Genomic DNA, 26,227 nt, shown 5'->3' with positions numbered 1-26,227 from the left:
TGCCCGACCTCACCGACCCGGACCGTGTCCACGTCGACGGGGTCGACGTGCGTAGTGCCCGAATGTGGCGTGGCTTACGCCTCGCCATGATCCGCGGGGGCTTCACCGTCGACGGGGTCGCGGCGCTGCTGGGTCCCGGCGCCCGCGCGGCGCTGGACCGCGGGGAGACGACACCGGCGCGCCGCGCGGTCCGCGCCGCCGGGGACGCGGGCACGCTGGTGCGCCTGTTCCTGCTCGGTGACGCGCTGCCCCGCGCCGAGGTGGCCGCCGCGCTCGACCCCGTCGACCTCGACGAGGCGGTGACTGCGGGGCTGCTGCGGACCGAGGACGGGCAGGTCGCCGCCGCCCTGGACCTGCGTCCCCACGCCGACGCCGGCCTCCCCGACGCGCCGCCGTGGTGGGTGCTGTCGGACCTGGAGGTGGCGCCCGGGGGCCGGACCGCTGACCGGGAGCACGTGCTGGGCACCGGGGCGGCGTCGATGTCGCTGGCCCGGGCGATGGTGCGCCGGCCCGTGGACACCCTGCTCGACGTGGGCACCGGGTGCGGGGTGCAGGTCCTGCACGCCTCGGGCCACGCACGGTCGCTGACCGCCACCGACGTCTCGGAGCGCGCGCTGGCGATGGCGCGGGTGACGTTCGCGCTCTCCGGGGCGGAGGTCGCGTGCCTCGCCGGATCGTGGCTCGAGCCGGTCGCGGGCCGCCGGTTCGACCAGATCGTCAGCAACCCGCCGTTCGTGCCGGGCCCGCCGCAGGTCGAGCACGTCTACCGCGACGCCGGGCTGGGCGGCGACGGCGCGAGCGCGCTGCTCGTCGGCCGGCTGCCCGGGTACCTGGCCGAGGGCGGCGTGGCCCAGCTGCTCGCGTCGTGGTTGATCGCCTCGGAGGACTGGACCGAGCGCCCCCGCACCTGGCTCGCGCAGGCCGCGGCGGCGGCCACCCCGGGCGGGCTGGACGCCTGGGTGGTGCAGCGCGACGTCGCCGATCCGGCCCTGCACGTCGGCACGTGGTTGCGCGACGCGGGCGTCGACCCCGCCTCGCCGCAGGGCACGGAGCTCTCGGAGCGGTGGCTGGACTGGCTCGCGGGGGCCGGGGTGGGCGCGATCGGCTTCGGCTTCGTCACGCTGCGGCGCACGGCCCCGGACGTCGCGGGGACGGTGGTCTGCGAGGACCTGCGCCAGTCCCACGACGACCCGCTCGGCCCCGAGATCGAGGCGTGGCTCGACCGCACCGCCTGGCTGGCCGACCGGCCCGGCGACGCCCTGCTCGACGAGCGGCTGCTCGTGCCCGAGACGGTCGCCCTCGAGCGCGGGCTGGTGTCCACCGACGAGGGGTGGTCCCCGGTCGCGGCGACGCTGGTGCGCCTCGACGGCCCGCCGTGGCGCCACGACGTCGACGAGCTGGGCGTCGCCCTGCTCGCGGGCTGCCGAGGCCACCTGCCCCTGCGCGACCTCCTCGACCTGCTCGCGCTGGCCCACGGGCGCGACGCCGCCGAGCTCGCCCGCGCCGCGCTGCCCGTCGTCCGGGACCTCGTGCGCCACGGGATGCTGACGGCCCGGTGAGGGGGCGGCGCGGTGAGGGGGGCGGCCCGGTGAGGGGGGCGGCCCGGTGAGAGCCGTCGTGAGCCGCGTGTCGTGGGCGCGGGTGGTGGTCGACGACGCGGTGGTCGGCGAGCTCACCGAGCCCGGGCTGCTCGTCCTGCTCGGCGTGCACCGCGACGACGGGCCCGAGGCGCCCGCGGCGATGGCGCGCAAGCTGCACGAGCTGCGGCTGCTGCGCGACGAGCGCTCGTGCGCCGAGACGGGCGCGGGCCTGCTGGTGGTCAGCCAGTTCACGCTCTACGGCGACACCCGCAAGGGCCGGCGGCCGTCGTGGTCGGCGGCCGCGCCGCCCGCGGCGGCCCGCGACGCCGTGGACGCCGTCGTGGCCGCGCTGCGGGGCCGCGGGGCGAGCGTCGCGGAGGGCGAGTTCGGGGCCGACATGCGGGTCGAGTCAGCGAACGACGGACCGTTCACGGTGCTTGTCGAGGTGTAGCCGAACGGTTGTCGGACGGTGGCGCGCGCCATGCGTCGTGCGCGCCACACCGGGCATCCCCCTGTTGTATCCCAGGCCGGGAACGAACGCCGCCCTCGACGCGTTCGACCAGATGACGCGGCGCCCCAGCATCTCAGCGCCGCGCAGGGAGGAAGCAATGACGGCGACACTCGCACCGCAGACCGGCCCCGACGCGGCCGTTCCCTCGGAGAGCGACCTCGACGCCCAGGGCCCTGCAGCGGACCTCGTCCGCGTCTACCTCAACGGTATCGGAAAGACCGCGCTGCTGACGGCCGCCGACGAGGTGGAGCTCGCCAAGCGCATCGAGGCGGGCGTGTACGCGGCGCACCTGCTCGAGTCCGAGGACGTCGACGGCCAGCGCGCCACCGACCTGCGGGCCGTGGTCCGCGACGGCCGGCGGGCGCGCGCACACCTGCTCGAGGCCAACCTGCGCCTGGTCGTCTCGCTGGCCAAGCGCTACACCGGCCGCGGCATGCCGCTGCTGGACCTGATCCAGGAGGGCAACCTCGGCCTGATCCGCGCGGTCGAGAAGTTCGACTACGCGAAGGGCTTCAAGTTCTCGACCTACGCCACGTGGTGGATCCGCCAGGCGATCACCCGCGGCATGGCCGACCAGGCCCGCACCATCCGCCTGCCCGTCCACCTGGTCGAGCAGGTCAACAAGCTGGCCCGCATCAAGCGTGACCTGCACCAGACCCTCGGCCGCGAGGCCACGCACGAGGAGCTGGCCGAGGAGTCGGGCATCGCGGTCGAGAAGGTCGCCGACCTGCTCGACCACAGCCGCGACCCGGTGAGCCTGGACATGCCGGTCGGGTCCGAGGAGGAGGCCCCGCTCGGGGACTTCATCGAGGACGCCGAGGCCACCGACGCCGAGTCGACGGTCATCTCGGGCCTGCTCCACGACGACATGCGCCGCGTCATCGCGACGCTGGACGAGCGCGAGCAGAACGTCATCCGGCTGCGCTACGGCCTCGACGACGGCCAGCCGCGCACGCTCGACCAGATCGGCCGGCAGTTCGGGCTCTCCCGCGAGCGGGTGCGCCAGATCGAGCGCGAGGTCATGGTCAAGCTCCGCGACGGCGACCGCGCCCGCCGGCTGAAGGACTACGCGGCCAGCTGACCCGGCCGGCCCCGCGAGGGGCCGACCGGGCGTTCGGGGACGCACCGTGACGGGATCGGTCCGGTGCGTTCCGCCCGAACTCCGCATTGACGGTGACTCGCCGGTAACGGCAGGCCGACCAGCACGGGCCGGGTGTGACTCCACTCACGTGGAGTCCTCCGGCCCGGCCACAGACCACGTGACGGACCCGCGATCCGGGTGCCCGTCGGCGACGGGAGACCGGGACGGTCGGGGGCCGGCCCGGTCTTCCGGCATTTTCTCCCCCTCGGCTGATCGGGCCTCAGGCCACGACGCCCGTGAGCACCACCGGGCGCTCCCCCAGCGGCGCCTCGAGCGCCGCCTCCAGCGGCGGATAGATCAGCTCCCGCGTGCACGGTCCCGGGCCGGTGCTGAACTGCACCACGCGCAGCACGACCCGCTCGGGTCCCTGCTCGACGACCTCCAGCCGTGCGTCCGTGCACCCCCCGCCGCGCCCGTAGGCCCCGACCGTCCGGTCGTCGCGCGTCCACACCAGCGGCGCCAGCCCCGCGGGCAGCGCCGACGCGTCCACCCGCGCGGCCGGCAGGGCCGTGGCCCCGGCGGGCGGGGTCGCCACCAGCGGGTCGGGCGTCGTGGGCACCGGTCGCGTACCCCCCGAGTCCGGCGGTGCCGCCGTCGGCAGGGTGGAGGACTCGGGCAGCGGCGCCTCCTCCCCCGGCCCGCCGCAGCCCGCGGCCAGCAGGACCCCACCGGTCAGCGCGGCCGCGAGCAGGACCGGGCGCAGGGCGCCGCGGACGAGCGCGAGCGCCGCGCGGGCCGACGCCGAGGGGGTGCTCATGGTCCGGGAAACGGTAGGGCGCGCCGGGGCGTCACGCCGCCCCGGCGCGGTCACTCCTTCGAGGTGCACTGCGTGCACGTGAGCACCTCTCGGTGCTCCGGCACCGAGAAGTGCTCACCTGCGCGGCAGCGCACCCGGTCAGCGCAGACGGCGCGGACCGCCGTCGCGGGGGCCCGGCGGCGGGCCGAGCACCACGGTCACGCCGGTGGCGTGCGCGCCCCGCTCGGCGGCGAGCACCGGGTCGAGCACGAGCGAGCGGATCTCCGGCACCGCGTCGGCGAGCACGCCGATGCGCAGCACCAGGTCCTCGAGCGCGGGCAGGTCCGCCCGGCGGGCGCCGCGGTAGCCGTCGAGCAGCGGCGCCGCGCGGGGCGCGCGGACCAGCGTCGCGGCGTCCATCGTCGACAGCGGTGTGGCGCGGTAGGCGCGGTCGCCGAGCAGCTCCCCCACCACACCGGCCAGGCCGAACGAGATCAGCGAGCCGAACGACGGGTCATCGCGGACCTCGACGACGCACGGGATGCCGGGCGGCGCCTGGACCTGCACGTACACCTCGTCGGAGCCCGACAGCTCGACGAGCTGGTGGTAGGCCGTGGCGATGGCCTGGGCCTCGGTGAGCCCGACGTGCACCCCGCGCAGGTCGGAGCGGTGCCGCCAGCGCCGGTCGGCGGTCTTGAGCACCACCGCGCCGCCCAGCTCGCGGGCCACGGCGTTGGCGTCCTCGGCCGAGCGCACCCGGCGGAACGGCGCCACCACCACCCCGACGCAGCGCAGCAGCGCGTCGGCCTGCTCGTCGGTGAGCAGCGTGCGCGGGCTCGGCGCGATCTCGGCGACGAGCGCGCGGGCGGCCTCGACGTCGACGCCCTCGGGCACGACGAACGCGCCGACGGGCCGCGAGCGCCACTGCGTGTAGCGCACGGCCCGGGCCAGCGCGAGGACCGCGCGCTCCGGGCTCGGGTAGGACGGGATGCTGCCCCGCTGGGGCCCGCCGCCGTCGCCGTCGGAGACCTCGAGCACCTCGGGCACGCCCTCCGAGGCCAGGAACGTCGACACCACCGGCTTCTCGGCGCCGCGCACGGCGGCGGCGAGCGCGCGCGCGTGGTCCGTCGGGTCGGTCGTGATCGCCGGGACGAACACGACGACGAGCGCGTCGCACTGGTCGTCGGCGAGCAGGTCGGCCACGGCGGCGTGCAGAACGTCGGCCCCGGCGGACGTACCGAGGTCGACGGGGTCGCGGGCCAGGAAGAGCCCCTGCGCGAGCACGACGTCCGCGGCGAGCACGCCCAGGGCCGTCGAGTTGCCGACGATGCCCACGCGCGGGCCCGGCGGCAGCGGCTGGTGGGCCAGCAGCTGGGCGGCGTCGAACAGCTCGTCGACCGAGTCGACCCGGATGACCCCGGACTGGTCGAACACCGCCCCGACCGCGGCGTCGTCGATCGGCTGGGCGGCGGCCGCCAGTCCCGGCGCGGCGGCGACGTGGCGGCCGCTCTTGACCGCCACCACCGGCTTGCGCCGCGCCAGGCGCCGGGCGAGCCGGGCGAACTTGCGTGGGTTGCCGAACGACTCGAGGTAGAGCAGCACGACGTCGGTGTCGGGATCGGTGTCCCAGTACTGGAGCAGGTCGTTGCCCGACAGGTCGGCGCGGTTGCCGGCCGAGACGAACGTCGACAGCCCGAGGCGGCGCTCGGCGGCCGCCGCGAGGATCTGGATGCCCAGCGCCCCGGACTGGCTGAAGAACCCCACGCGGCCGGGCGGGGGCAGGGTCGGGGCCAGCGAGGCGTTGAGCGACACCGCGGCGGCCCGGTTGACGACGCCGAGCGCGCTGGGCCCCACCACGCGCATCCCGTTGGCCCGGGCCGTGGTGACGAGCTCGCGCTGCGCCGCCAGCCCCGTCGGCCCGGTCTCGCCGAACCCGGAGGTGATGACGACGAGCCCGCGCACCCCCTTCTCGAGGCAGGCGTCGAACACCCCGGGCACCTCGTCGGGCGGCACCGCCAGCACCGCGAGGTCGACGTCGTCGGGGATGTCGGTGACCGTCGGGTAGGCGCGCACGCCGCGCACCGACCGGGCCTCGGGGTGCACCGGGTAGACGGGGCCGGTGAACCCGCCGCGCAGCAGGTTCGCGAGCACGACCTGGCCGATCTTGTTCTCGTCCGGCGAGGCGCCCACGACGGCCACCGACCGCGGGGCGAGGACTCCTGCGACGCTGCGGGCCTCGGAGCGCTGCTCGCGGGCGAGCTGCACCTCGCGGGACTTCGACGTCGAGGCGACGTCGAACTCCAGGTGCAGCGTCGAGCCCTCGAGCGCCCGGCTGACCTCGAAGCCCGCGTCGCGGAACACGCGCACCATCTGGTGGTTCTCGGTGAGCACCTCGGCGACGAAGCGCGTCAGCCCGCACTCGCGGGCGGCGGCCGCGAGGTGCTCGAGCAGGATGGAGCCCAGCCCGCGGCCCTGGTGGTCGTCGCGCACGACGAACGCCACCTCGGCGGCCCCGGTCTGCGCGAGCCGCACGTAGCGGCCGATCGCGATGATCTCCCGGCCGAGCCAGAGCACGAGGGCGACGCGGTCGTGGTGGTCGACCTCGACGAAGTTCTTGAGGTCGCGCTCGGGGATGCGCGGGTAGGGGCTGAAGTAGCGGAAGTAGCGCGTCCGGTCCGAGAGCCGCGCGTGGAAGGCCACCACGTCGTCGGCGTCGTCGGCCGAGATGGGGCGCAGGTGCGCGGTCGCCCCGTCGGAGGCGACGACGTCGGCCTCCCAGTGGGCCGGGTAGGGAGCGCCGGGGATCGCCCGGACCTCAGCGGTCGTGGCGTCGGGGTCCGCCGTGTCGGTCATTCCTCGCCCTCGGTGGGGGTCAGTCGCGGGTGTCCGCGGGGTCGAGGCCGTGCAGCGGGAAGACCGCGCGGCGGGTCTCGAGCAGGAAGGGGTCGACCTCGACCTCGGTGAAGCCGCCCCACCGCTCGAAGTCGGTCGGGGCCTCCTCGGTCATCGACGTGGGCAGCGGGCGGCGGGACTTGGTCGACGCGTACGACGTCCAGTCCGCGGGGAGCGGGCGGGCCGGGTCGACGTCACGGTCGAGCACGGTGGCGAGCAGGTGGGTCCAGGACCGGGGTACCGCGCGGTAGAGCCCGTAACCGCCCCCGCCGAGGGCGAGCCACTTGCCGTCGCTGTACTCGGCCGCGAGCCGGCGCAGGTGCCGGTAGATCGCGCGGTGCCCGTCGACCGAGAGCGACAGGTCGGCCAGCGGGTCCTCGTGGTGGGTGTCGACGCCGCACTGGGTGACGAGGATCTGCGGCCGGAAGGCGCCCAACAGCGACGGGACCACGGCGTGGAAGGCGCGCTGCCAGCCGGCGTCGCGGGTGCCCGGCGGCAGCGCCAGGTTCACCGCCGTGCCCGAGGCCGTGCCGCCACCGAGCTCGGAGGGGAAGCCGGTGCCCGGCCACAGCGTGCGCGGGTGCTGGTGCATCGAGATCGTCAGCACGCGGTCGTCGTCGTAGAACGCGGCCTGCACCCCGTCGCCGTGGTGGACGTCGGTGTCGAGGTAGGCGATGCGCTCGTAGCCGTGGTCGAGCAGCCACGAGATCGCCACGGCGCAGTCGTTGTAGACGCAGAAGCCCCAGGCGTGGTCGGCCATCGCGTGGTGCAGCCCGCCGGCGATGTTCACGGCCCGGTCGGCGCGGCCCTCGGCGATCTCGCGGGCCGCGACGATCGACGCCCCGGTGGCCAGGGCGCTGGCCTCGTGCATGCCCGGGAAGATCGGGTTGTCCGACGTCCCGAGCTGGTGGGCGATGTCGTCGCCGTGCTCCGGGGCGGCGCGCACCGCGTCGAGGTAGCTGGCGACGTGGACCCTGCGCAGCTCCTCGTCGGGGGCCATCGTCGGGGTCAGCAGGTCGACGCCCTCGAGCACCCCGAGCGAGCGCGCGAGGCGCATCGTGAGGTCGAGGCGCACCGGGTGCAGGGGGTGGGACTCGGAGAGCTTGTAGCCGAGCAGGCTCTCGTCCCACACCACGGCCACGCGGGCCGGATCGATCGTCGGCGCCCCGGAGCTGGTCACGGGGCGACGGTACCGGGACCGGTCTCGACGGCTCGTCCTGTGCCGCACCAGTGCGACCAGCTCCCGACGTAGAGCGCGGCGGGGTCGTCGGACGGGCGCAGGCCCGCGTGCTCGAGCCCGAGCACGAGCATCGCCGCGCTCACCCCGGAGCCGCAGTAGGCCCCGACCGCCCCGGCACCCTCGACCAGCGGGCCCAGCGCCGCGGCGGCGTCCTCGGGCGCCCGCCAGCGGCCGTCGTCGCCGAGCAGCGACGCGGCCGGCAGGTTCGCCGCCCCCGGCACGTGGCCCGCGACCGGGTCGATCGGCTCGGTCTCGCCACGGAAGCGCGCGGCCGCCCGCCCGTCGAGCAGGACGCCCTCGGACGCGTCCGCGACGCCGGCGGCCGCCTCCGCGGTGAGGACGGGCATCCGCCCCGCGTCGACCCGCAGCCGGCCGGGGCGGCGCACGCCCTCGCCGCCCGCGACGACCTCGCCGCCCGCCGCGGTCCAGGCGGGCCACCCGCCGTCGAGCACCGCGACCCGGTCGGCGCGCACCCCGGCCCAGCGCAGCACCCACCAGGCGCGCGCGGCGGCCATGCCGTCGCCGCCGTCGTAGACGACGATCTCGGAGTCCGGCCCGGCGCCCGCGCGCTGCAGCGTCTCCTCGACGACGTCGGGGTCGGGCAGCGGGTGGCGGCCGGCCGGTCCGGGCGGCCCGGCGAGCTCGGTGTCGAGGTCGACGTACACCGCCCCCGGCACGTGCCCCGCGTCGTGCTCGACCAGACCGGGCGGGTCCTCGCGCGCCGCGGCCTTGCGCTCCTTGGCCGTCTTCGGCGGCGGGCGCAGCGTCCACCGCACGTCGAGGACCACGGGGCGTCCCTCGTCCCGGGTGAGGGCCTCGCGGAGCCAGTCGACCCCCACGACCGGAGTGGGCAGGGGACCCGGTGACGTCGGTGTGGTGGTCATTCCGCGATCGTGCCCTGCCACAGGGCGTCACCGCCGCCCGGTGTCGACGGGCTCGGTAGCATGGAGCAGCGGAAAGGGGTGGACATGAACGACCTCATCGACACCACCGAGATGTACCTCCGGACGATCTACGAGCTCGAGGAGGAAGGGGTCGTCCCCCTGCGAGCCCGCATCGCCGAGCGTCTGGAGCAGAGCGGCCCCACCGTGAGCCAGACCGTCGCCCGGATGGAGCGCGACGGCCTCGTGCACGTGGCGGGCGACCGCCACCTCGAACTCACGCCCGGCGGACGCGCCAAGGCGGTGGCCGTGATGCGCAAGCACCGCCTCGCCGAGCTGCTGCTGGTCAACGTCATCGGGCTCGAGTGGGAGCACGTCCACGTCGAGGCGTGCCGCTGGGAGCACGTGATGAGCGACGCGGTCGAGCGCAAGCTGTTCACCCTGCTCGGCGAGCCCTCGGTGTCCCCCTACGGCAACCCGATCCCCGGTCTCGACGCGCTGCGCAGCGGCACCGAGATCGACGGCGAGATCACCGCCCCGATGCGCACGCCCACGCCCGACGACGCCGGGCTCGTGCGTCTCGACGAGTTCGCCCGCAGCGGCGGCGGCAAGGTCGAGGTGCGCCGCATCGCCGAGCACATCCAGCTCAACGAGCCGCTCATGGCGCACCTCAAGAGCGCCGGCGTGCTGCCCGGCAGCGACGTCGACGTCGTCGCCATCCCGCGCTTCGGCGACGCCGTCGGCGTGGGGCACCAGGGCAACCAGGCCGAGGTCGACCCGCTCGTGGCCCACGCGGTGCTGGTGCGCGCGCAGTAGCGGATCCGCCCTTGGCACACTGGCCGCCATGACGCTGGTGGTCACGGGCGGGGCAGGGTACGTCGGCAGTGTGTGCGCGCGGCACCTGCTCGACGCCGGGCACGACGTGGTGGCGATCGACGACCTCACCACCGGGCACCGCGACGCCGTGCCCGAGGGCGCCCGGCTCGTGGTGGGCGACGTCGCCGAGGTCGCCGACGAGGTGCTGGGCTCCGGGGACGTCGACGGGGTGGTGCACTGCGCGGCCCGCTCGCTGGTCGGCGAGTCGACCGAGCAGCCGGCGAAGTACTGGCACGGCAACGTCGTCACCACGGTCGCGCTGCTCGACGCCCTGCGCCGCCACGGCGTGCCGCGCCTGGTGTTCTCGTCCAGCGCCGCCACCTACGGCGAGCCGGAGTCGTCGCCGATCTCCGAGGACGCCCCGACCCGGCCGACCAACACCTACGGCGCCACCAAGCTGGCCGTCGACCTGGCGATCGCCAACTACGCGGCCGCCTCGGGCGGTGCGTTCGGGGCGGTGAGCCTGCGCTACTTCAACGTCGCGGGCGCGCACGGCACCCTCTCCGGCAGTGACGACGCGACCGGTGTCCCGGCCCTGGGCGAGCGGCACACCGTCGAGACCCACCTCATCCCGCTGGTGCTCCAGGTGGCCCTCGGGCAGCGCGAGGAGATCGCGGTCTACGGCGACGACTGGCCGACCCCGGACGGCACGTGCGTCCGCGACTACATCCACATCGACGACCTCGCCGAGGCCCACCTGCTCGCCCTCGACCTGCTGGCCCGCGGCGAGGCATCCGCCGTCGGGCACCTCGTGTGCAACCTCGGCAACGGCCACGGCTTCTCGGTGCTCGAGGTGATCGAGGCGTGCCGCCGCGTCACCGGGCACCCGATCCCGGCGCGCACCGCGCCCCGCCGCGCCGGCGACCCGGGCGTGCTCGTGGCCTCCTCCGCCCGCGCCCGGGACCTCCTGGGCTGGAAGCCGACCCACACCGACCTCGACGGCATCGTGGCCGACGCCTGGGCGTTCGCCCGGTCGCGCGCCTGAGGCACCCCCTCACCCGGCACCCAGACGTGCCGCCGACTCAGCGGCCGCGTCGCGCACGACCTCCCGCACCGCCGCCGGGCCCGCACCGGTGGTGAGCAGGGCGCTGACCAGCCCGGACAGCCGGTGGGCGGGGTCGGCGTCGCGGGCGCGCTCGAGGGCGACGCCGACGAGCGCGGACCCGCCGCGCACGAGCAGCGCGCACGCGAGCAGCACCGCGGGCTCGGCGACCTCGGGGGCGGGCAGCGCGCGCACCAGCAGCGTCCACAGCCGCTCCGCGGAAGACGCCAGCGCCTCGTCGTCGTCGACCGACCAGCCGAGCACGGTGTCGCGCACCAGCGGGTCGCACAGCGCCACCGCGACCTGCGCCAGCTCCGCGTCGCCGAGCACCCGGCCCGCCGCCACCTCGCGGCGCGCCGCGACCACGGCGTCGAGGTCGCGGCGGGCCGCCGCGGGACCGCCCAGCTCGCGGTCGAGCACGGCGGCCCGTCCCTCGGCGTCGATGCGCGCCCGCAGCCGCGGGTCGGGGGCGGCGGGCGCGAGCGAGGCCTCCAGCTCGTCGCGGGAGCCGTAGGTGACGTGCCCGAGCCAGGCCGAGGCGGCGGCCACCGGGGAGTCGTCGGTGGCCGCGACCTCGCCGCGGCAGTCGCACGGCGGGTAGCACCGCCACGTCGCGCCGGCAGCGACGCGCGGCACCCACAGCCGGCTGGGCACCGCCACGCCGTCGGCGGTGAAGACGTCGCGCACGGCGTCGGCGACGTCGGGGCGCGGGGGCGCGACGGGGTCCGGCTCCCCCGGCTCGGCGACCACGATCGCCGTGACCTCCTCGGGGCCGGTGGGCACCAACCGGTCGGCGCACGCCGCCACCACGGTGACGACGTCGTCGGGCGGCGGCAGGTCCGCGCGCGCCACGACGCCCAGGCGGCGCCGCCGGCCCGTGCCGTGGACCGCGACCAGCACGAGCGACTCGGCGGGCCGGAAGCCGAGCAGGTGGGGCACGGCGGCGACGAGCTCGCCGGGCTCGTGCAGGCGCAGCCGCAGGGGCTGCTCGGGGACGGGGGCGAGGGGGCGGTGGTCGGTGCTCACACGGGTTCCGACGCGGGCGGGGTCCCGGCGGATCCCGCGGGTCCGCGGGCCTGTGGACAACTCGTCACGAGCCCGTCACCGGAGATCGGCTTGCCCCGGGTCCCGCGCGACGGCGAGGGTGGGCCCGTGCACCCGGTGGATCCCCCGAGCGAGGCCCCGCACGACGCGCGCCCCGAGCCCCCACGCCACGACTACGACCTGCTGGTCATCGGCTCGGGCCCCGGCGGGCAGAAGGCGGCGATCGCCGCGGCGAAGCTCGGCCGCCGGGTCGCCGTCGTCGAGCGCCGCGGCATGATCGGCGGCGTCTGCACGCAGACCGGCACGATCCCGTCGAAGACGCTGCGCGAGGCCGTCCTCTACCTCACCGGCTACGCCATGCGCGGGCTCTACGGCGAGAGCTACCGGGTCAAGCAGGACATCACCGTCCAGGACCTGCTCGCGCGCACCCACTTCGTCATCGGGCGCGAGGAGGAGGTCATCCGCGCGCAGCTGCAGCGCAACCGGGTCGACCTGCTCTCCGGCGCCGCCCGCTTCGTCGACGAGCACACCCTCGAGGTGCGCGGTGACCGGCGCGGGGAGCACCAGCACGTCACCGCCGAGAACATCGTGGTCGCCACCGGCACGCGGCCGGCGCGCCCGCCGGAGGTGGAGTTCGACGACCGTCGCGTCGTCGACTCCGACGGCATCCTCGCGATGGAGAACATCCCGGCGAGCATGGTCGTCGTCGGCGCCGGGGTGATCGGCATCGAGTACGCCTCGATGTTCGCCGCTCTCGGCACGCGCGTGACGGTCGTCGAGCGGCGCCCGACGATGCTCGACTTCTGCGACGCCGAGGTCGTCGAGTCGCTGAAGTTCCACCTGCGCGACCTCGCGGTCACCTTCCGCTTCGGCGAGGAGGTCGCCGGCGTCTCGGTCTCCGAGCGCGGCACCGTGACGACGCTGGCGTCGGGCAAGAAGATCCCCGCCGAGACCGTCATGTACTCCGCGGGGCGCCAGGGCGTCACCGAGGAGCTGGCCGTGGAACGCGCGGGGCTCGAGACCGACGCGCGCGGCCGGCTCAAGGTCGACGACCAGTTCCGCACCGCCGTGCCCCACATCTTCGCCGTCGGCGACGTCATCGGCTTCCCCGCGCTGGCGGCGACGTCGATGGAGCAGGGCCGGCAGGCGGCGTACCACGCGTTCGGCGAGCCGGTGCACTCCATGGCCGAGGTGGCGCCGTTCGGGATCTACACGATCCCCGAGGTCAGCTACTGCGGCGCCACGGAGGCCGAGCTCACCGAGGCGGCGGTGCCCTACGAGGTCGGCATCTCGCGCTACCGCGAGCTCGCGCGCGGCCAGATCGTCGGCGACGACTACGGCATGCTCAAGCTGCTGGTCTCGCCCGACACCCACGCGCTGCTCGGGGTGCACGTCTTCGGGACGTCGGCCACCGAGCTCGTGCACATCGGGCAGGCGATCATGGGCTGCGGCGGCACCGTCGACTACCTCGTCGACGCCGTCCTGAACTACCCGACGCTCTCCGAGGCCTACAAGGTCGCGGCCCTCGACGCGACGAACAAGATCCGTGCTCTCGAACAGTTCGCCTGAGCCCGGCTGGGCGCGCGAGCAGTTCGCGCTGCCCCGCGCGCCCGACGAGGGCGACGCGGTCTACCTCGCCGGCAACTCCCTCGGCGCCCAGCCCCACGCGGCCCGGCGGGCGCTGCTCTCGGCGGTCGACGAGCAGTGGGCGGCGGTCGGCGTCGCCGGCTGGGAGGACTGCGGGTGGTGGGAGGCGCCTCGGCGGCTCGGGGACCGGATCGCCCCGCTGGTCGGGGCGGCGGCCGGGCAGGTCGTCGTCGGCGACTCGACGTCGGTGCAGCTCTTCGGCCTGCTCGTCGCCGCCGCGCGCCTGCGCCCCGACCGCACGGTGCTGCTCTCCGACGCCGGCCACTTCCCCACCGACCGCTACCTCGCGATCTCGGTGGCGCGGCTGACGCGGCTGACCCTGGAGACCGCGTCGCCGGCCGCCATGGCCCCCGACGGGCGCACCGCGGTGGTGGCCGTGCCCGCGGTGGACTTCCGCACCGGGGAGCGCTGGGACCTCGGCGCGATCGTGGCGCGGGCGCACGAGGCCGGGGCGGTGGTGGTGGCCGACCTGTCGCACGCCGCCGGCGTGGTGCCGGTGGAGCTCGACGCGCTCGGCGTGGACCTCGCCGTCGGCTGCACGTACAAGTACCTCAACGGCGGCCCGGGCGCGCCGGCGTTCGCCTACGTCGCCGAGCGCCACCACGACGTCCTCGACCCTCCGCTGACGGGCTGGACGGGGCACGCCGACCCGTTCGCGATGACCGAGGCGTGGACGCCGGCGCCGGGTGTCGGGCGCCTGCGGGTGGGCACGCCGCCGATGCTCGGGCTGCTCGCGCTCGACGGGGCGCTCGACGTGTTCGACGGGGTGGACCTGGCCGGCGTCCACGCGGCGTCGCTGGCCCTGGGCGACGCGTTCCTGGCCGACCTGCCGGCGGGCGTCGAGGTGGTGACGCCCCGGGAGCAGGCGCGTCGCGGCGGGCACGTGGCGGTGCGGGTCGGCGACGCCCAGGGGTTGTGCGCGGCGCTGGCCCGGCGCGGCGTGGTGGTCGACGCCCGCCCTCCGGACCTGCTGCGCTTCGGCTTCGCGGCGCCCTACGTCACGCTGGGCGACGCCCGCACCGCGGCCCGCGAGCTCGCGGCCCTGCTGGGCTGAACGGACGCAGGCCACATGTCAGCGGAGTGGCGCCGCAGACGTTGAGTGTCTGCAGCGCCACTCCGCTGACAAGAGCGACTGCTCCGTTCAGCTCCCGGTCGGGAAGCGCAGGATCGCGCCGACGCCGTCCTGCAGCGACGTCCCGCCGCCCAGGACCTGCACGTCGCCCCCGAGTGCGCCGACGGCGCGCAGCAGCACCTGCTCGGCGGGGCGGGCGACGGGCTCGGTGTCGGAGATCTGCGTGAGGTTCGCCGGGTCGGTGGAGATCGCCTCCGGCGACGAGCCGACGTAGAGCTCGCCCGGCACCTCCTGGCCGTCGACCAGCAGCAGCGTGTCCACCGCGCCGGTGCGGGCGGCCTCGAGCACCGGCTCGAGACCCTCGACGGCGTTGGCGTGCCCCTTGCCCTCCTGGAACCGCTCGCGCACGCGGGTCTCGCGCTCGGTCGCGAGCGTCCCGGCGACGGTGAGCAGCTCGCTCTCCAGCGCGTCCTCCGAGGCACCGGCGGCGCGGCTGCCGGCCTCGATCTCGCGGGTGATCTCGGCGAGGTCGCCCGGCAGCTCCTGGCGGACGGCCGAGCGGCCCTGGATCTCGCCGGCCAGGGCGATCACCTCGGGCCGGAACTGCTTGACCGCGCTGCGGATGCCCGCCACCACGGCGTCGGCGTTCTCGTACGACGCCATCTCGTGGCGGTTCTGGCGCGTGCGGTTGCCGAGGCCGCCGCCGCGCGCCTTGTGCACGGTCTCGAGCGCCTGGCCCTTGATCGTCTCCTCGGAGAGCTCGCGCGCGCCCTCGGCGTTGTCGGCGATCACCTGGTAGAGGTCGCCGCCGGTCTGGTCGACCACCGCGAGCAGCACGCGCACCGAGCCGGTCTGGCTGCGGTAGTAGCGGCCGAGCTCGGGCAGCGGCGACCACACCGCGAGGTCGCCGGCCGCGTCGAGGGCCTCGACCTCGTCGTCGAAGAGGATGCCGTCGGCGGACGCCACGAGCACCCGCCCGACCTCGGTGATCGAGCCGGCGCGGTCGCCACCGAGCTCCTCGTCGAGGGGGGCGAGCGTCTTGTCGTCCGCGCCCTGCTGCTGCAGCTGGTGCTGCAGCTCCCGCCAGCGCAGGGCGACCTGCTTGGCGGAGTTCTCGCCGGCCTGCACGGCCTCCAGGTAGACCGTCGCGAACGGCCCCGGCCGCTCGAAGATCTCACGGGTGCGCGACAGGTCCATCCGGTGTTCCTCCTGCTCCACCCCGCCATCGTTTGCAGCGGGGAACGTCTGATGCGTCCAGCGCATACCCTCTCGCCCCGCCCGGGATGCCTGGCGGGCGGGTGGGCGGTCCCCCGGCGGCGGCGGGCGGGACACGGGCGAATCCGACGACCCTCGCACCCGGCCTGCCCGCCGGCCCCCGGGGTGCTCTGATCGGGTCCCCCACCCCGAACCACCGGAGGTCCTCCGTGCAGCACGACGCGGTCCTGGCCGAGACGATCGGCATCCGTGGCCACGGCGACGACGCGATCGAGGCGTACACCGCGCGCCCGATGGACGCCGCGCCCCGTGGCGGCGTGATCGTCATCCACCACATGCCCGGCTACGACGCCGCCACCAAGGAGATCACCCGGCGGTTCGCGACGATGGGTCACCACGCGATCTGCCCCAACCTCTACACGCGCGAGGCCCCGGGCGCCGACCCCGACGACGCGGCGGCCACCGCCCGCGCGCAGGGCGGGGTGCCCGACGAGCGGTTCGTCGGCGACGCCGCCGGTGCCGCGCGCTGGCTGCGCTCCCTGCCGACATCGAACGGGCGCGTCGCCACCATCGGCTTCTGCTCCGGCGGGCGCCAGTCCGTGCTCGCGGGCATCGAGGTCGACGTCCAGGCGGCGATCGACTGCTACGGCGCCTTCGTCGTCGGCACCCCGCCCGAGGGCTTCCCGCTGAAGGTCGGGCCGCTGGACGACCGGATCGGCGAGCTGCGGGCCCCGCTGCTGGGCCTGTTCGGCAACGACGACTCCTACCCCTCCCCCGCGCAGGTCGACGAGCTGGAGAAGCTGCTCCAGGAGCACGGCAAGACCTACGAGTTCCACCGCTACGACGACGCCGGCCACGCCTTCTTCTCCGTCGACCGCCCGAGCTACCGCGTCGCCGCCGCCGTCGACGGCTGGCAGCGCATCCGCGACTTCCTCGCGCGCCACCTCGCCACCCAGGGGGCCTGACCGTGTGCACCTACAGCACCGAGAAGGTCGCCCTCGCCGCCTCGAGCGGCAAGGGACCCGACGGCTGGTTCCCGCTCGAGACCGCGACCGTCTACTACGACCACCCCGTCCACGCTCCGGACGAGCACACGGTGAACATCGACTTCCTCAACCCCGGGCGCGGTCCCGGCGCCCGGGTCGCCGTGGAGCTGAGCCTCGACGCCGCCCGCGAGCTGCTCGCCGCCCTCGCCGTCACCGTGGAACGCGCCGCCGACCACTGACTCGACCACCCGCTCCCCCAGCACCTTGCATCGGCGACAGTCACGATATATCGTTGACGTGTCGCGAACGAACCAAGAAGGAGGAGCGACATGAAGAATGATGCACCCGGCGAAGGCTGGGACACACAGGACGACCGGGGCGGCCACCGGCCCCACGGCCACGGCCCGCACGGGCACGACCCCCGCCGCCACGGTGGGTTCGCCCGGGCCGCGTTCGGCGAGATGGTGGGCGGTCCCCGCGGCCGCTTCCGGCGCGGTGGCGGCGGAGGACGCGGCGGCCCGTTCGGGCGGCCCGGCGGTCCGGGCGGGTTCGGCTTCGGCCCCGGGGGCTTCGGCCCCGGCGGGCCGGGCGGGCCCCGCGGCGGACACCGCGGCCGGCGCTCGCGCGGCGACGTCCGCACCGCGGTGCTGGCGCTGCTCGCGCAGGAGCCGATGCACGGCTACCAGATCATCCAGGAGATCGCGGAGCGATCCGGCGGCTCCTGGCGCCCCAGCCCGGGGTCGGTCTACCCGACGATCTCGCAGCTGGAGGACGAGGGCCTGGTGCGCACCGAGAAGGCCGACGGCCGCTCGGTGATCCACCTGACCGACACCGGTCGCACGCACGTCGACGAGCGCCGCGAGGAGCTCGACGCCGTGTGGAGCACCGCGGCGGCCGAGGACGGCTTCGCGTCCCTGCGCGAGGCGGGCCGCGGGCTCGCGGGCGCGGTGGCGCAGGTCGCCCAGGTCGGGCGCGACGAGCAGGTGGCCGAAGCGGTCCGCCTGCTCGACGACACCCGCCGCAAGCTCTACCTGCTGCTGGCGGGCGAGCCCACCCAGGGTCCGCAGGACCCGACCGACGCGTCGGGCGACGACGCCACGGCCGGGTGACCCGGCCCGGCGTCACGCGCCGGCAACACGGTCGTGATCGTCCGTCACACCACGGCCCTAGGCTTCCCGTCCCGCTGATCGGCGGGACGGAGCCGACGACCGAGGAGGCCACGGACCGGCCGTGTTGCTGCGCCGCCCGCCGTCGGGACCACCCTCGCCCGGACCCGTCCTGCGGGACGTGCCGGGCGAGGAGTGGACCCTGCAGTACCGCACGCTGCACGGGTACCGCCGGGCGTTTCGCATGGCGGGCTCGGGTCCGGTCCTGCTGCTGATCCACGGCATCGGCGACGACTCGTCGACGTGGCGGCCGCTGCTCGACGACCTCGCCCGCGACCACACCGTGCTCGCCCCCGACCTGCTCGGCCACGGCGGCTCGGACAAGCCGCGCGGCGACTACTCGGTGGCCGCCTACGCGAACGGCATGCGCGACCTGCTCGGCGTGCTCGACATCGAGCGCGTGACGCTCGTCGGGCACTCGCTGGGCGGTGGTGTGGCGATGCAGTTCGCCTACCAGTACCCCGAGCGCACCGAGCGGATCGTGCTCATCGGCGCCGGCGGGGTCTCGCAGTCGGTGAGCCCGGCCCTGCGTGCGGCGTCCCTGCCGGGCGCGCAGCTCGTCCTCGGGATGCTCGGGCTGCCGGGCATGCGCGCGCAGACCGAGGCGGTCGTGTGGGCGCTGACCCGCCTCGACCACCCCCTGGGCCGCGACGCCGAGGACCTCGTCCGCGTCGTCGACGCCCTGCCCGACGCCACCAGCCGCAGCGCCTTCCTGCGCACGCTGCGCGCGGTGGTCGACTGGCGCGGCCAGGTCGTCACGATGCTCGACCGCTGCTACCTCACGGCCGGCATGCCGACCCTGCTCCTGTGGGGCGCCGACGACATGATCGTCCCCGTCGGGCACGCGCAGCTCGCGCACGAGGCCATGCCCGGCAGCCGCCTCGAGGTGTTCGGGGGCGCCGGGCACTTCCCGTTCCACAGCCACCCGCGCGAGGTCCTGCTGGCCCTGCGGACCTTCCTCACCGACACCGCGCCGGCGCACTGGAGCGCGGCCGAGTGGCGGGACCTGCTGCGCCGCGGGCGGGATTCCGGTCCCCGCGCGACCCGCCCCGGCGATGGGTGAGGATGGCGGGCGTGAGCTCCCCCGCGGCCGACACGACCTCCCCCGACGACCCCCACCTCTGGCTCGAGGACGTCACCGGCGACGAGGCGCTGGCCTGGGTCCGGGAGCGCAACGCCGAGTCCCTCGACGTGCTGACCGGCGGCGAGCGCTTCGCGGAGCTGCGCGACGAGCTGCGCGCCGTGCTGGACGCGGACGACCGCATCCCCTACGTGCGCCGCCGGGGCGACCGGCTCTACAACTTCTGGCAGGACGCCGAGCACCCCCGGGGCCTCTGGCGGCGCACGACCCTGGACAGCTACCGCTCCGGCGACCCCGACTGGGAGCTGCTGCTCGACGTCGACGCGCTGGCCACCGACGAGGACGAGAACTGGGTGTGGTCCGGCGCGGGGGTGCGCTGGCCCGACCACGACCGCGCGCTCGTGCAGCTCTCGCGCGGCGGGGCGGACGCGACGGTCGTGCGTGAGTACGACCTGGGCCGTCTCGAGTGGGTGCCCGACGGCTTCTCGCTGCCGGAGGCCAAGAGCCGGATCGGCTGGATCGACGACGACACCGTCTTCGTCGGCACCGACCTGGGGCCCGGCTCGCTCACCACGTCCGGCTACCCGCGGGTCATGCGCCGCTGGAAGCGCGGGCAGCCCGTCGCCGAGGCCGAGGTCGTGTTCGAGGCCGCGGAGACCGACGTGTCGGCCTTCGCCGCCCACGACCACACCGAGGGCTGGGAGCGCGACTTCGTCGGCCGCAGCCCCGACTTCCACACCACCGAGGAGTACCTGCTGCGCCCGGACGGGACGCAGGTGCTCCTCGACGTTCCCGCCGACGCCGACACCGACGTGCACCGCGAGTGGCTCCTGGTCCGGACGCGCTCGCCGTGGACGCTCGGCGGGACCGAGCACCCGGCCGGCGCCCTGCTGTGCTTCGACCTCGACGACTACCTCGCGGGCGACCGCACCGCGCGCGTGCTCTTCGCCCCCACCCCGAGCCGCTCGCTGAGCTACCACGCCTGGACGCGCCACCACCTGCTCCTCGCGGTGCTCACCGACGTCGTGACGCGCCTCGAGGTGCTCACGCCCGGGCGCGACTGGGCGCGCCGGGAGCTGCCGGCCGGCCCCGACCTGGGCTCGGTCGACGTGGTCGGCGTCGATCCCGACAACGGCGACGAGTACTTCCTCGACACCGACGGCTACACGCAGCCCTCGACGTTCCTGCGCGGCGAGCTGGGGCTCGCGGAGGACCCGGAGCCCGAGGTGCTGCGCACCGCGCCCGCGCGCTTCGACGCGGCGGGGCTCGAGGTCCGCCAGTTCTTCGCGACCTCCGACGACGGCACCCGCGTTCCGTACTTCGTCGTCGGGCGGCCGTCCGACACCCCGGGCCCGACGCTGATGACCGGCTACGGCGGCTTCGAGATCGCCCTGACGCCGGGCTACAGCGGGATCGTCGGTCGCGGCTGGCTCGCCCGCGGTGGCACGTACGTCGTGGCCAACATCCGCGGCGGCGGCGAGTACGGGCCGACGTGGCACACCGCCGCGCTCGGCGAGCACCGCCACCGCGCCTACGAGGACTTCGCGGCCGTCGCTCGGGACCTGGTCACGCGCGGGATCACCACGGCCCCGCAGCTCGCGATCCACGGCGGCAGCAACGGCGGGCTGCTCATGGGCGTGATGCTCACGCGCTACCCCGAGCTGTTCGGCGCGATCGTGGTGATGGTGCCGCTGTTCGACATGCGCCGGTTCCACCTGCTGCTGGCCGGGGCGTCGTGGATGGCCGAGTACGGCGACCCCGACGTGCCCGAGCAGTGGGCCTGGATCGCGCAGTACTCGCCGTACCAGAACCTGTCGGCCGACGCGTCCTACCCGCCGGTGCTGGTCACGACCTCGACCCGCGACGACCGCGTCCACCCCGCCCACGCCCGCAAGGCCGTCGCGCGCCTGCGGGAGCAGGGCCACCGCGTCGAGTACTACGAGAACATCGAGGGCGGCCACGGCGGCGCCGCCGACAACGCCCAGCGCGCGTTCCAATGGGCGCTGGTGTTCGAGTTCTGCTGGCGGCAGGTGGGGTGACCCGGCAGCGAAGGACATCCGTCGCACCAGCGGCCGTTAGTCTCTTCGCGGACTCGATCAGCGTGTCTGCGGGAAGCGGGGGCGACGGTGGCGGGCGAGAGCTTCGGGCCGTACGAGCTGATGTCGCTCGTCGGCCGGGGCGGCATGGGTGAGGTCTACCGGGCGGCCGACACTCGGAAGAACCGGGCGCTCGTCGCCCTCAAGCGACTGCCTCCCGGATTGGTCGACGACCCGGACACCCGCCGTCGGTTCCTGCGTGAAGCGGAGCTCGCCGCGCAACTGCGTGAACCTCACGTCATCCCGATCCACAACTACGGGGTGATCGAGGGACAGCCGTATCTCGACATGCGTCTGGTCGACGGTGTCGATCTCGCCAGCCACCTGCGGACCACTGGGAGCTTGGAGCCCGCCCGTGCCACCGACCTGATCGGCCAGGTCGCCGCTGCGCTCGACGCCGCGCACCGTGAGGGCCTGGTCCACCGCGACGTCAAGCCACAGAACGTCGTGCTCAACGATCCGGGCGCGGGCACCGATTTCGTCTACCTGATCGACTTCGGCATCGCGGCCATCGTCCAGTCCTCCCGTCTGAGCTCCTCCGTGGTGGCGGGGACCACCGCGTACATGGCCCCGGAACGCTTCGCCGGGGAGGGCGATCACCGCGTCGACGTCTACGCCCTCGGGTGCATGTTCTACGAGTTGCTCGTCGGCCGCCCGCCGTTCGGTGGCGATCTCATGCAGATGATGTGGGCGCACACCTACACGGCGCCGCCGCGGCCGAGCGACTATGTGCCACGCCTCCCGCCAGCGGTCGACGACGTGATCGCGGCGGCCCTGGCCAAGGCCGCCGAGGAGCGGTACGCCAGCGCTGGAGCCCTCGCGTCGGCCGCTCGAGACGCCGTGAGCGGCCTCGTCCCCCGACCGACGGGAAGAGCTGAGCCGCGCCCGTCGCTCGGGACGCGGGGGGTCGCGGAGTCCCATCGCCCGACGGAGTCCTCGACGGATTCATGGGATCGCTCGCAGGACGCCGCCGCGAGGACGGTGATCGGCGGGGGCACAGCGGCACCCCCGCCCACCGAGAGCGAGCCGCCCTCGTCCCGCCTGGGGACCTGGATCGCCGTGGGGATCATCATCCTGATCCTCGTGGCACTCGTGGCGGCGTTCTCCTACGTCGTCGCTCTCCAACAACAGAGATCGCAGGGACTCGCGGTCACGCGCACCGCCGTCGCGGAGAGTGCCGGTCCCGGGCTCGCACACCCGAATTGACGGTGTCGTCGACGAGCCCGAGCGTGCTCACCACAGGTCGCGGCTGTACCAGTGGTGGGCGTAGGGGTTCTCGTTGTACGGCTCGGTCTCGACGAACCCCTCGCTCGTGTACAGCGAGCGCGCCTCGAGCAGGTCGTCGGCGGTGTCGAGCACGAGCCGGCGCAGCCCCGCTTCGCGGGCCAGGTCGGTCAGGTGCGCGAGCAGCTGTCGTCCCAGCCCCTGTCCGCGCACCTCCGGGTCGACCCACATGCGCTTGATCTCCCCCGCGCCCGGCGGGACGTCGCCGCCCTCGTAGCGCAGCCCGCCGCACCCGACGACGTGGTCGCCCTGCCGGGCGATGACGAAGATGCCCGACGGCGGGACGAGGGCGAGGGGGTCGTCGGCGAGGAACTCCTCGGTCCACTGCGGCTCGGGCGCCTTGTCGGGCCAGCGTCGCGCGAGCTCCGCAGCGTAGGCGCGCAGGGCGGCGAGGCCGTCGGACGAGTCGGGGCGCACGGACGCCAGGGCGATCTCCACGCCCCCATCCTGCCGACCCGCTACCCCTTCCAGTCCACCAGCTGCACGATCACGCGGTTGGGGTCGCGGACCTGGAACGCGCGCTCGCCCCACGGCTCGGCCGTCAACGGCATCGTGATCGCCACGCCCTCACCCTCGAGGCGGGCCAGCTCGCCCTCGAGGTCGTCGACCTCGAACGCGAGGATCAGCCCGGCCGCGTGCTCGTCGCGCTGGTCGGCGGGCAGGGTCGCCAGACCGGTGCGCAGGAACACCACCGACATGCCGGCGTCGGGACGCGTGAGCGAGGCGAAGCCGTCGGCGGCCATGGCGTGGGAGAAGCCGAAGTGCTCGACCAGGAAGGCCGCGGAGGCCTCCGGGTCGGTGACGTTCATCGAGACGGCGGACGCGGTGACCTTCACGAGACCCTCTTTCTCCGTACGACGTACACCATACGTTGTACACCAACATCTGGGACCCTGGCGGCGATGACCACCGACCCCGCCCGCACGCTGGCGCTCCTGTGGCGCGAGCCCGCCCCGGCACGTCCTCGCGGACCCCGCCGCGGGCTCGACGTCGACGCGGTGGTCGCCGCCGCGACGGCCCTGCTGGACGCCGCCGGGGCCGAGGCGCTGACCATGCGCCGGCTCGCCGCCGAGCTGGGCGTCGCGCCGATGACGCTCTACACCTACGTCCCGGGCCGCGAGGACCTGCTCGACCTCGCCCTCGACGCCGCCTACGCCGCCATGCCGCGCGCCGACACCGCGGGCCGGCCATGGCGCGAGCGGCTGACCGCGGTCGCCGAGGAGAACCGCGCCCTGCACCGCGCCCACCCCTGGACCGCGCGCGCCGACCCCGCCCGTCCCGTGCTCGGACCGGGCGAGACGGCGAAGTACGAGCACGAGCTGGCCGCCTGCGACGACCTCGCCGAGCTCGCGGGCCTCGACGACGTCGACCGCGACGCCGCGCTGACCTTCCTGCTCGACTTCTGCCGGGCCGCCGCGCGCGCCGAGCAGGACACGGGGCCGGAGGACGACCCGCAGGCGTGGTGGTCCGCGCGGGCGCCGGTGCTCGCCCGGGTGCTGGACCCCGAGCGGTTCCCCCGCGCCGTGCGGGTCGGCGCGGCGGCCGGGGCCGCCGCGGGCGCCGCCCGCGACCCGGACCGGGCGTGGCGCTTCGGCCTCGCGCGGGTGCTCGACGGGCTCGGGGCGCTGGTCAGCTCAGGACGTGCCGGTCCCGCCCCGCGCCGATCCCCATGAGGGCGGTGGGCACGACGAGCACGGTCATGACGATCAGCGGCACGGTCCAGCCGTCGGTGAGGTCGTGCAGCGCGCCGAGGCCGAACGGCCCGATCGCGGCGAGGGTGTAGCCGATGCCCTGCGCCATGGCCGAGAGCTCGGCGGTGTGCGCGGTGTCGGGCGAGCGCAGGGTGATCAGCAGCAGCCCGAGCGCGATGTTCGAGCCCTGGGCGACGCCGACCAGCACCATCCACAGCGCGGGCAGCGTGCCGGGCGCGACGATCAGCCCCAGGTAGCCGAGGACGTAGAACACGCAGGTCGCGGTGACCAGCGCGCTCTGGCTGGGCCGGCGCATCGCCAGCGACGGCATCGTCGCCGAGAACACGAGCCCCACGATCCCGGCCAGCGACAGCAGCAGCCCGGCCTCGGCGGGGCTGCGGCCGGCGTCGACGTAGATCGTCGGGATCCACGCCGACGTCGCGTAGAACTGCAGTGACTGCAAGCCCATGAACAGCGTGACCTGCCAGGCCAGCCGGTCGCGCAGCAGACCGCGGCGCATCGCCGCGGCCTCCCCTACCGGCTGCGACGGCACCGTGCGGTGGCGCGCTCGGGGCGCCCAGACCAGCAGCGTCGCCAGCGCGAGCAGCCCCCAGAGCCCCAGCGTGTACTGCCAGTCGAGGCCGGTGACGCGCTGCAGGGGCACGGTGATCGCCGCGGCGAGCGCCCCGCCGCCGGTCAGCACCATCGAGTAGGCGCCGGTCATGGCGCCCGTGCGGTGCGGGAAGTCGCGCTTGACCAGCGTCGGCAGGCTGACGTTGCCCACCGCGATCGCCGTCCCGACGAGCACGCTGCCGACGAGGATGACCGCCAGCGCGTCCACCAGGCGCAGCGCGATCCCCGCCGCGAGCACCACCAGCGCGGCCACGAGGAGGCGTTCGAGGCCCCACCGGCGCGCCAGGCGCGGCGCGATCGGCGCGAGCAGGCCGAAGCAGAGCACGGGGAGGCTGGTCAGCAGACCGGCCACGCCGCTCGAGACGCCCAGGTCGTCGCGCGCCTGGTCGACCAGCGGCGCGACGCCGACCACCGGCGGGCGCAGGTTCGCCGCCAGCAGCAGCACCGCGAACGCGGAGAGGGCGCCGCCGCGGCGCACCGTCGTCGCGGTCGGGGCGCTCACGCCCAACGCCGCGCGACCTCGTCCGCGGCGGCCCGGCCCTGCTCGCGGCCCGCGCGCGCGGACTCCGGCATCGTCGCGGGGTCGAGGACGTTGGTGCCGAACGCGGCCAGCGACGTCTCGTCGGCGAGGACCGCGACCGCGTCCGTGTCCGGGTGGCTCTCCTGCCGGTGCTCGATCTCCTGGGCCACCGACCGGAACGGCCCGCCGGCCGGGGGGTCGAGCGGGGCGACGACGAGCACGCGGTCGGCCCGGCCCAGGATCTCGAACCCGTCGTCGTCGGCGCGCGCCACGTGCACGATCGACGCGACGCCGCCGTCGATGTAGCGCCGCTTGCCGGCCGTCATCGGCGGCCACACGCCGGGCACGGCGCAGCTGGCGGCCACCGCGTCGACGAGGTCGACCCGGGCGTCGCGGGTGAAGACCGCGAGCTCGCCGGTCCCGGCGTCGACCGCGGTGATCCGCAGGTCGGTCTTGGGCCACTCCTTCACCGGCAGCCGGGCGTCGATGATCGCGCGCCGCTCGGCCTCGGGCGGCGTGTCCGCGGCGAGGGCCCAGGCGCCCAGCCGGGCGCGCATCTCCCCCGCGTCGGCCGCCCCGTCCATCGCGGCGGCGAGCTCGGCGCCGAGGGCCTCCATGTCCAGCGTGGCCGGCGGCCCGGTGGTGCCGGCCGCCTCGCCGGAGCGGTGCTCGGCGTGCACGGCCTCGAGGTCGACGCCCGTGGCCAGGAGTGTCCCGACGACCGAGCCGGCGGAGGTACCGACGATGCGGTCGGCGAGCCCGAGGTCGACACCGCCCTCGGCGAGCCCGACGAGGACGCCCACCTCCCAGGCGATGCCGGCGAGCCCACCTCCTCCGAGGACGAGGGCGCGGACGGGCGGGGCGGGAGCGTCGGCGGTCACGGCGACACCCTG

The 26,227-nt window shown here is 75.3% G+C and carries 24 protein-coding genes; 14 read left to right on the top strand and 10 right to left on the bottom strand.

The genetic code is table 11. The annotated features are described in order from the left end of the window. The first annotated feature begins 86 nt into the window (after positions 1-86). From ACQPX6_RS11320 to ACQPX6_RS11310, 3 genes are all read left to right on the top strand, one after another. Positions 87-1,559 carry a DUF7059 domain-containing protein gene (locus tag ACQPX6_RS11320; RefSeq protein WP_433787393.1) on the top strand — a complete coding sequence of 491 codons (1,473 nt, stop codon included), beginning with the start codon at positions 87-89 and terminating at the stop codon, positions 1,557-1,559. Between the two features lie 46 nt (positions 1,560-1,605). Next, positions 1,606-2,031, top strand: coding sequence for a D-aminoacyl-tRNA deacylase (gene dtd / locus ACQPX6_RS11315; RefSeq protein ID WP_433787392.1), 426 nt, complete (start codon positions 1,606-1,608; stop codon positions 2,029-2,031). Between the two features lie 157 nt (positions 2,032-2,188). Further along, complete coding sequence (locus tag ACQPX6_RS11310; RefSeq protein ID WP_433787391.1) at positions 2,189-3,172, top strand: sigma-70 family RNA polymerase sigma factor; 984 nt, start codon at positions 2,189-2,191, stop codon at positions 3,170-3,172. Positions 3,173-3,452: 280 nt separating this feature from the next. Here the strand turns inward: ACQPX6_RS11310 and ACQPX6_RS11305 are convergent, their stop codons facing one another. The 4 genes from ACQPX6_RS11305 to ACQPX6_RS11290 form a co-directional block, all read right to left on the bottom strand. Continuing rightward, positions 3,453-3,989 carry a hypothetical protein gene (locus tag ACQPX6_RS11305; RefSeq protein WP_433787390.1) on the bottom strand — a complete coding sequence of 179 codons (537 nt, stop codon included), beginning with the start codon at positions 3,987-3,989 and terminating at the stop codon, positions 3,453-3,455. 138 nt (positions 3,990-4,127) lie between these two features. Continuing rightward, complete coding sequence (locus tag ACQPX6_RS11300; protein ID WP_433787389.1) at positions 4,128-6,821, bottom strand: GNAT family N-acetyltransferase; 2,694 nt, start codon at positions 6,819-6,821, stop codon at positions 4,128-4,130. A gap of 19 nt (positions 6,822-6,840) precedes the next feature. Further along, a complete protein-coding gene (locus ACQPX6_RS11295; protein WP_433787388.1) occupies positions 6,841-8,040 on the bottom strand; it encodes an acetoin utilization protein AcuC in 1,200 nt (399 codons plus the stop codon). Continuing rightward, complete coding sequence (locus ACQPX6_RS11290) at positions 8,037-8,984, bottom strand: sulfurtransferase (RefSeq protein ID WP_433787387.1); 948 nt, start codon at positions 8,982-8,984, stop codon at positions 8,037-8,039. The genes ACQPX6_RS11295 and ACQPX6_RS11290 overlap by 4 nt, the downstream gene beginning before the upstream one ends. A gap of 84 nt (positions 8,985-9,068) precedes the next feature. Between ACQPX6_RS11290 and ACQPX6_RS11285 the strand changes: the two genes are divergently transcribed. Beyond that, a complete protein-coding gene (locus tag ACQPX6_RS11285; RefSeq protein WP_433788248.1) occupies positions 9,069-9,797 on the top strand; it encodes a metal-dependent transcriptional regulator in 729 nt (242 codons plus the stop codon). Between the two features lie 28 nt (positions 9,798-9,825). Continuing rightward, positions 9,826-10,842: a UDP-glucose 4-epimerase GalE gene (gene galE, locus ACQPX6_RS11280; protein WP_433787386.1), complete on the top strand. Its 1,017-nt coding sequence runs from the start codon at positions 9,826-9,828 to the stop codon at positions 10,840-10,842. A 9-nt stretch (positions 10,843-10,851) separates the two neighbouring features. Here galE and ACQPX6_RS11275 read toward each other — a convergent pair whose 3' ends face one another. Beyond that, entirely contained in the window at positions 10,852-11,925 is a 1,074-nt protein-coding gene (locus tag ACQPX6_RS11275) for a DUF4192 domain-containing protein (RefSeq protein ID WP_433787385.1), read from the bottom strand. A gap of 126 nt (positions 11,926-12,051) precedes the next feature. On the opposite strand from ACQPX6_RS11275, the gene sthA reads away from it, so the two are divergent. Both sthA and ACQPX6_RS11265 read left to right on the top strand, forming a co-directional pair. Then, a complete protein-coding gene (gene sthA, locus ACQPX6_RS11270; protein ID WP_433787384.1) occupies positions 12,052-13,512 on the top strand; it encodes a Si-specific NAD(P)(+) transhydrogenase in 1,461 nt (486 codons plus the stop codon). Beyond that, on the top strand, positions 13,490-14,644 hold the full coding sequence (locus ACQPX6_RS11265; RefSeq protein WP_433787383.1) for an aminotransferase class V-fold PLP-dependent enzyme: 1,155 nt from the start codon (positions 13,490-13,492) through the stop codon (positions 14,642-14,644). The genes sthA and ACQPX6_RS11265 overlap by 23 nt, the downstream gene beginning before the upstream one ends. Before the next feature lie 87 nt (positions 14,645-14,731). Here the strand turns inward: ACQPX6_RS11265 and ACQPX6_RS11260 are convergent, their stop codons facing one another. Then, complete coding sequence (locus tag ACQPX6_RS11260; RefSeq protein ID WP_433787382.1) at positions 14,732-15,880, bottom strand: hypothetical protein; 1,149 nt, start codon at positions 15,878-15,880, stop codon at positions 14,732-14,734. A 206-nt stretch (positions 15,881-16,086) separates the two neighbouring features. Between ACQPX6_RS11260 and ACQPX6_RS11255 the strand changes: the two genes are divergently transcribed. The 6 genes from ACQPX6_RS11255 to ACQPX6_RS11230 all read left to right on the top strand — a co-directional run bounded on the left by ACQPX6_RS11255 (position 16,087) and on the right by ACQPX6_RS11230 (position 22,412). Continuing rightward, on the top strand, positions 16,087-16,842 hold the full coding sequence (locus tag ACQPX6_RS11255; RefSeq protein ID WP_433787381.1) for a dienelactone hydrolase family protein: 756 nt from the start codon (positions 16,087-16,089) through the stop codon (positions 16,840-16,842). Positions 16,843-16,844: 2 nt separating this feature from the next. Further along, positions 16,845-17,102: a DUF6295 family protein gene (locus ACQPX6_RS11250; RefSeq protein ID WP_433787380.1), complete on the top strand. Its 258-nt coding sequence runs from the start codon at positions 16,845-16,847 to the stop codon at positions 17,100-17,102. Between the two features lie 90 nt (positions 17,103-17,192). After that, complete coding sequence (locus ACQPX6_RS11245) at positions 17,193-17,972, top strand: PadR family transcriptional regulator (protein ID WP_433787379.1); 780 nt, start codon at positions 17,193-17,195, stop codon at positions 17,970-17,972. A gap of 241 nt (positions 17,973-18,213) precedes the next feature. Beyond that, a complete protein-coding gene (locus ACQPX6_RS11240) occupies positions 18,214-19,092 on the top strand; it encodes an alpha/beta fold hydrolase (RefSeq protein WP_433788247.1) in 879 nt (292 codons plus the stop codon). Between the two features lie 2 nt (positions 19,093-19,094). Then, complete coding sequence (locus tag ACQPX6_RS11235) at positions 19,095-21,149, top strand: prolyl oligopeptidase family serine peptidase (RefSeq protein WP_433787378.1); 2,055 nt, start codon at positions 19,095-19,097, stop codon at positions 21,147-21,149. Positions 21,150-21,236: 87 nt separating this feature from the next. Further along, positions 21,237-22,412: a serine/threonine-protein kinase gene (locus ACQPX6_RS11230; protein ID WP_433787377.1), complete on the top strand. Its 1,176-nt coding sequence runs from the start codon at positions 21,237-21,239 to the stop codon at positions 22,410-22,412. Positions 22,413-22,439: 27 nt separating this feature from the next. Here ACQPX6_RS11230 and ACQPX6_RS11225 read toward each other — a convergent pair whose 3' ends face one another. Together ACQPX6_RS11225 and ACQPX6_RS11220 are read right to left on the bottom strand one after the other, a co-directional pair. Continuing rightward, complete coding sequence (locus ACQPX6_RS11225; protein WP_433787376.1) at positions 22,440-22,928, bottom strand: GNAT family N-acetyltransferase; 489 nt, start codon at positions 22,926-22,928, stop codon at positions 22,440-22,442. Positions 22,929-22,948: 20 nt separating this feature from the next. After that, complete coding sequence (locus ACQPX6_RS11220) at positions 22,949-23,326, bottom strand: VOC family protein (RefSeq protein WP_433787375.1); 378 nt, start codon at positions 23,324-23,326, stop codon at positions 22,949-22,951. 66 nt (positions 23,327-23,392) lie between these two features. Here ACQPX6_RS11220 and ACQPX6_RS11215 point away from each other — a divergent pair, with 66 nt between their 5' ends. Continuing rightward, positions 23,393-24,163, top strand: coding sequence for a TetR/AcrR family transcriptional regulator C-terminal domain-containing protein (locus ACQPX6_RS11215; RefSeq protein ID WP_433787374.1), 771 nt, complete (start codon positions 23,393-23,395; stop codon positions 24,161-24,163). On the opposite strand, the gene ACQPX6_RS11210 is transcribed toward ACQPX6_RS11215, so the two are convergent. Continuing rightward, positions 24,120-25,316: a CynX/NimT family MFS transporter gene (locus ACQPX6_RS11210; RefSeq protein WP_433787373.1), complete on the bottom strand. Its 1,197-nt coding sequence runs from the start codon at positions 25,314-25,316 to the stop codon at positions 24,120-24,122. The genes ACQPX6_RS11215 and ACQPX6_RS11210 overlap by 44 nt on opposite strands. Further along, positions 25,313-26,215 carry a patatin-like phospholipase family protein gene (locus ACQPX6_RS11205; protein WP_433787372.1) on the bottom strand — a complete coding sequence of 301 codons (903 nt, stop codon included), beginning with the start codon at positions 26,213-26,215 and terminating at the stop codon, positions 25,313-25,315. The genes ACQPX6_RS11210 and ACQPX6_RS11205 overlap by 4 nt, the downstream gene beginning before the upstream one ends. Positions 26,216-26,227 lie beyond the last annotated feature (12 nt).

This window comes from Actinomycetospora sp. CA-101289, from assembly GCF_050955895.1.
In the GTDB taxonomy this organism is placed as follows: Bacteria; Actinomycetota; Actinomycetes; order Mycobacteriales; family Pseudonocardiaceae; genus Actinomycetospora.
The sequence above is the reverse complement of the archived record's forward strand: the minus strand, read 5'-3'. Positions and strand labels throughout refer to the sequence as shown.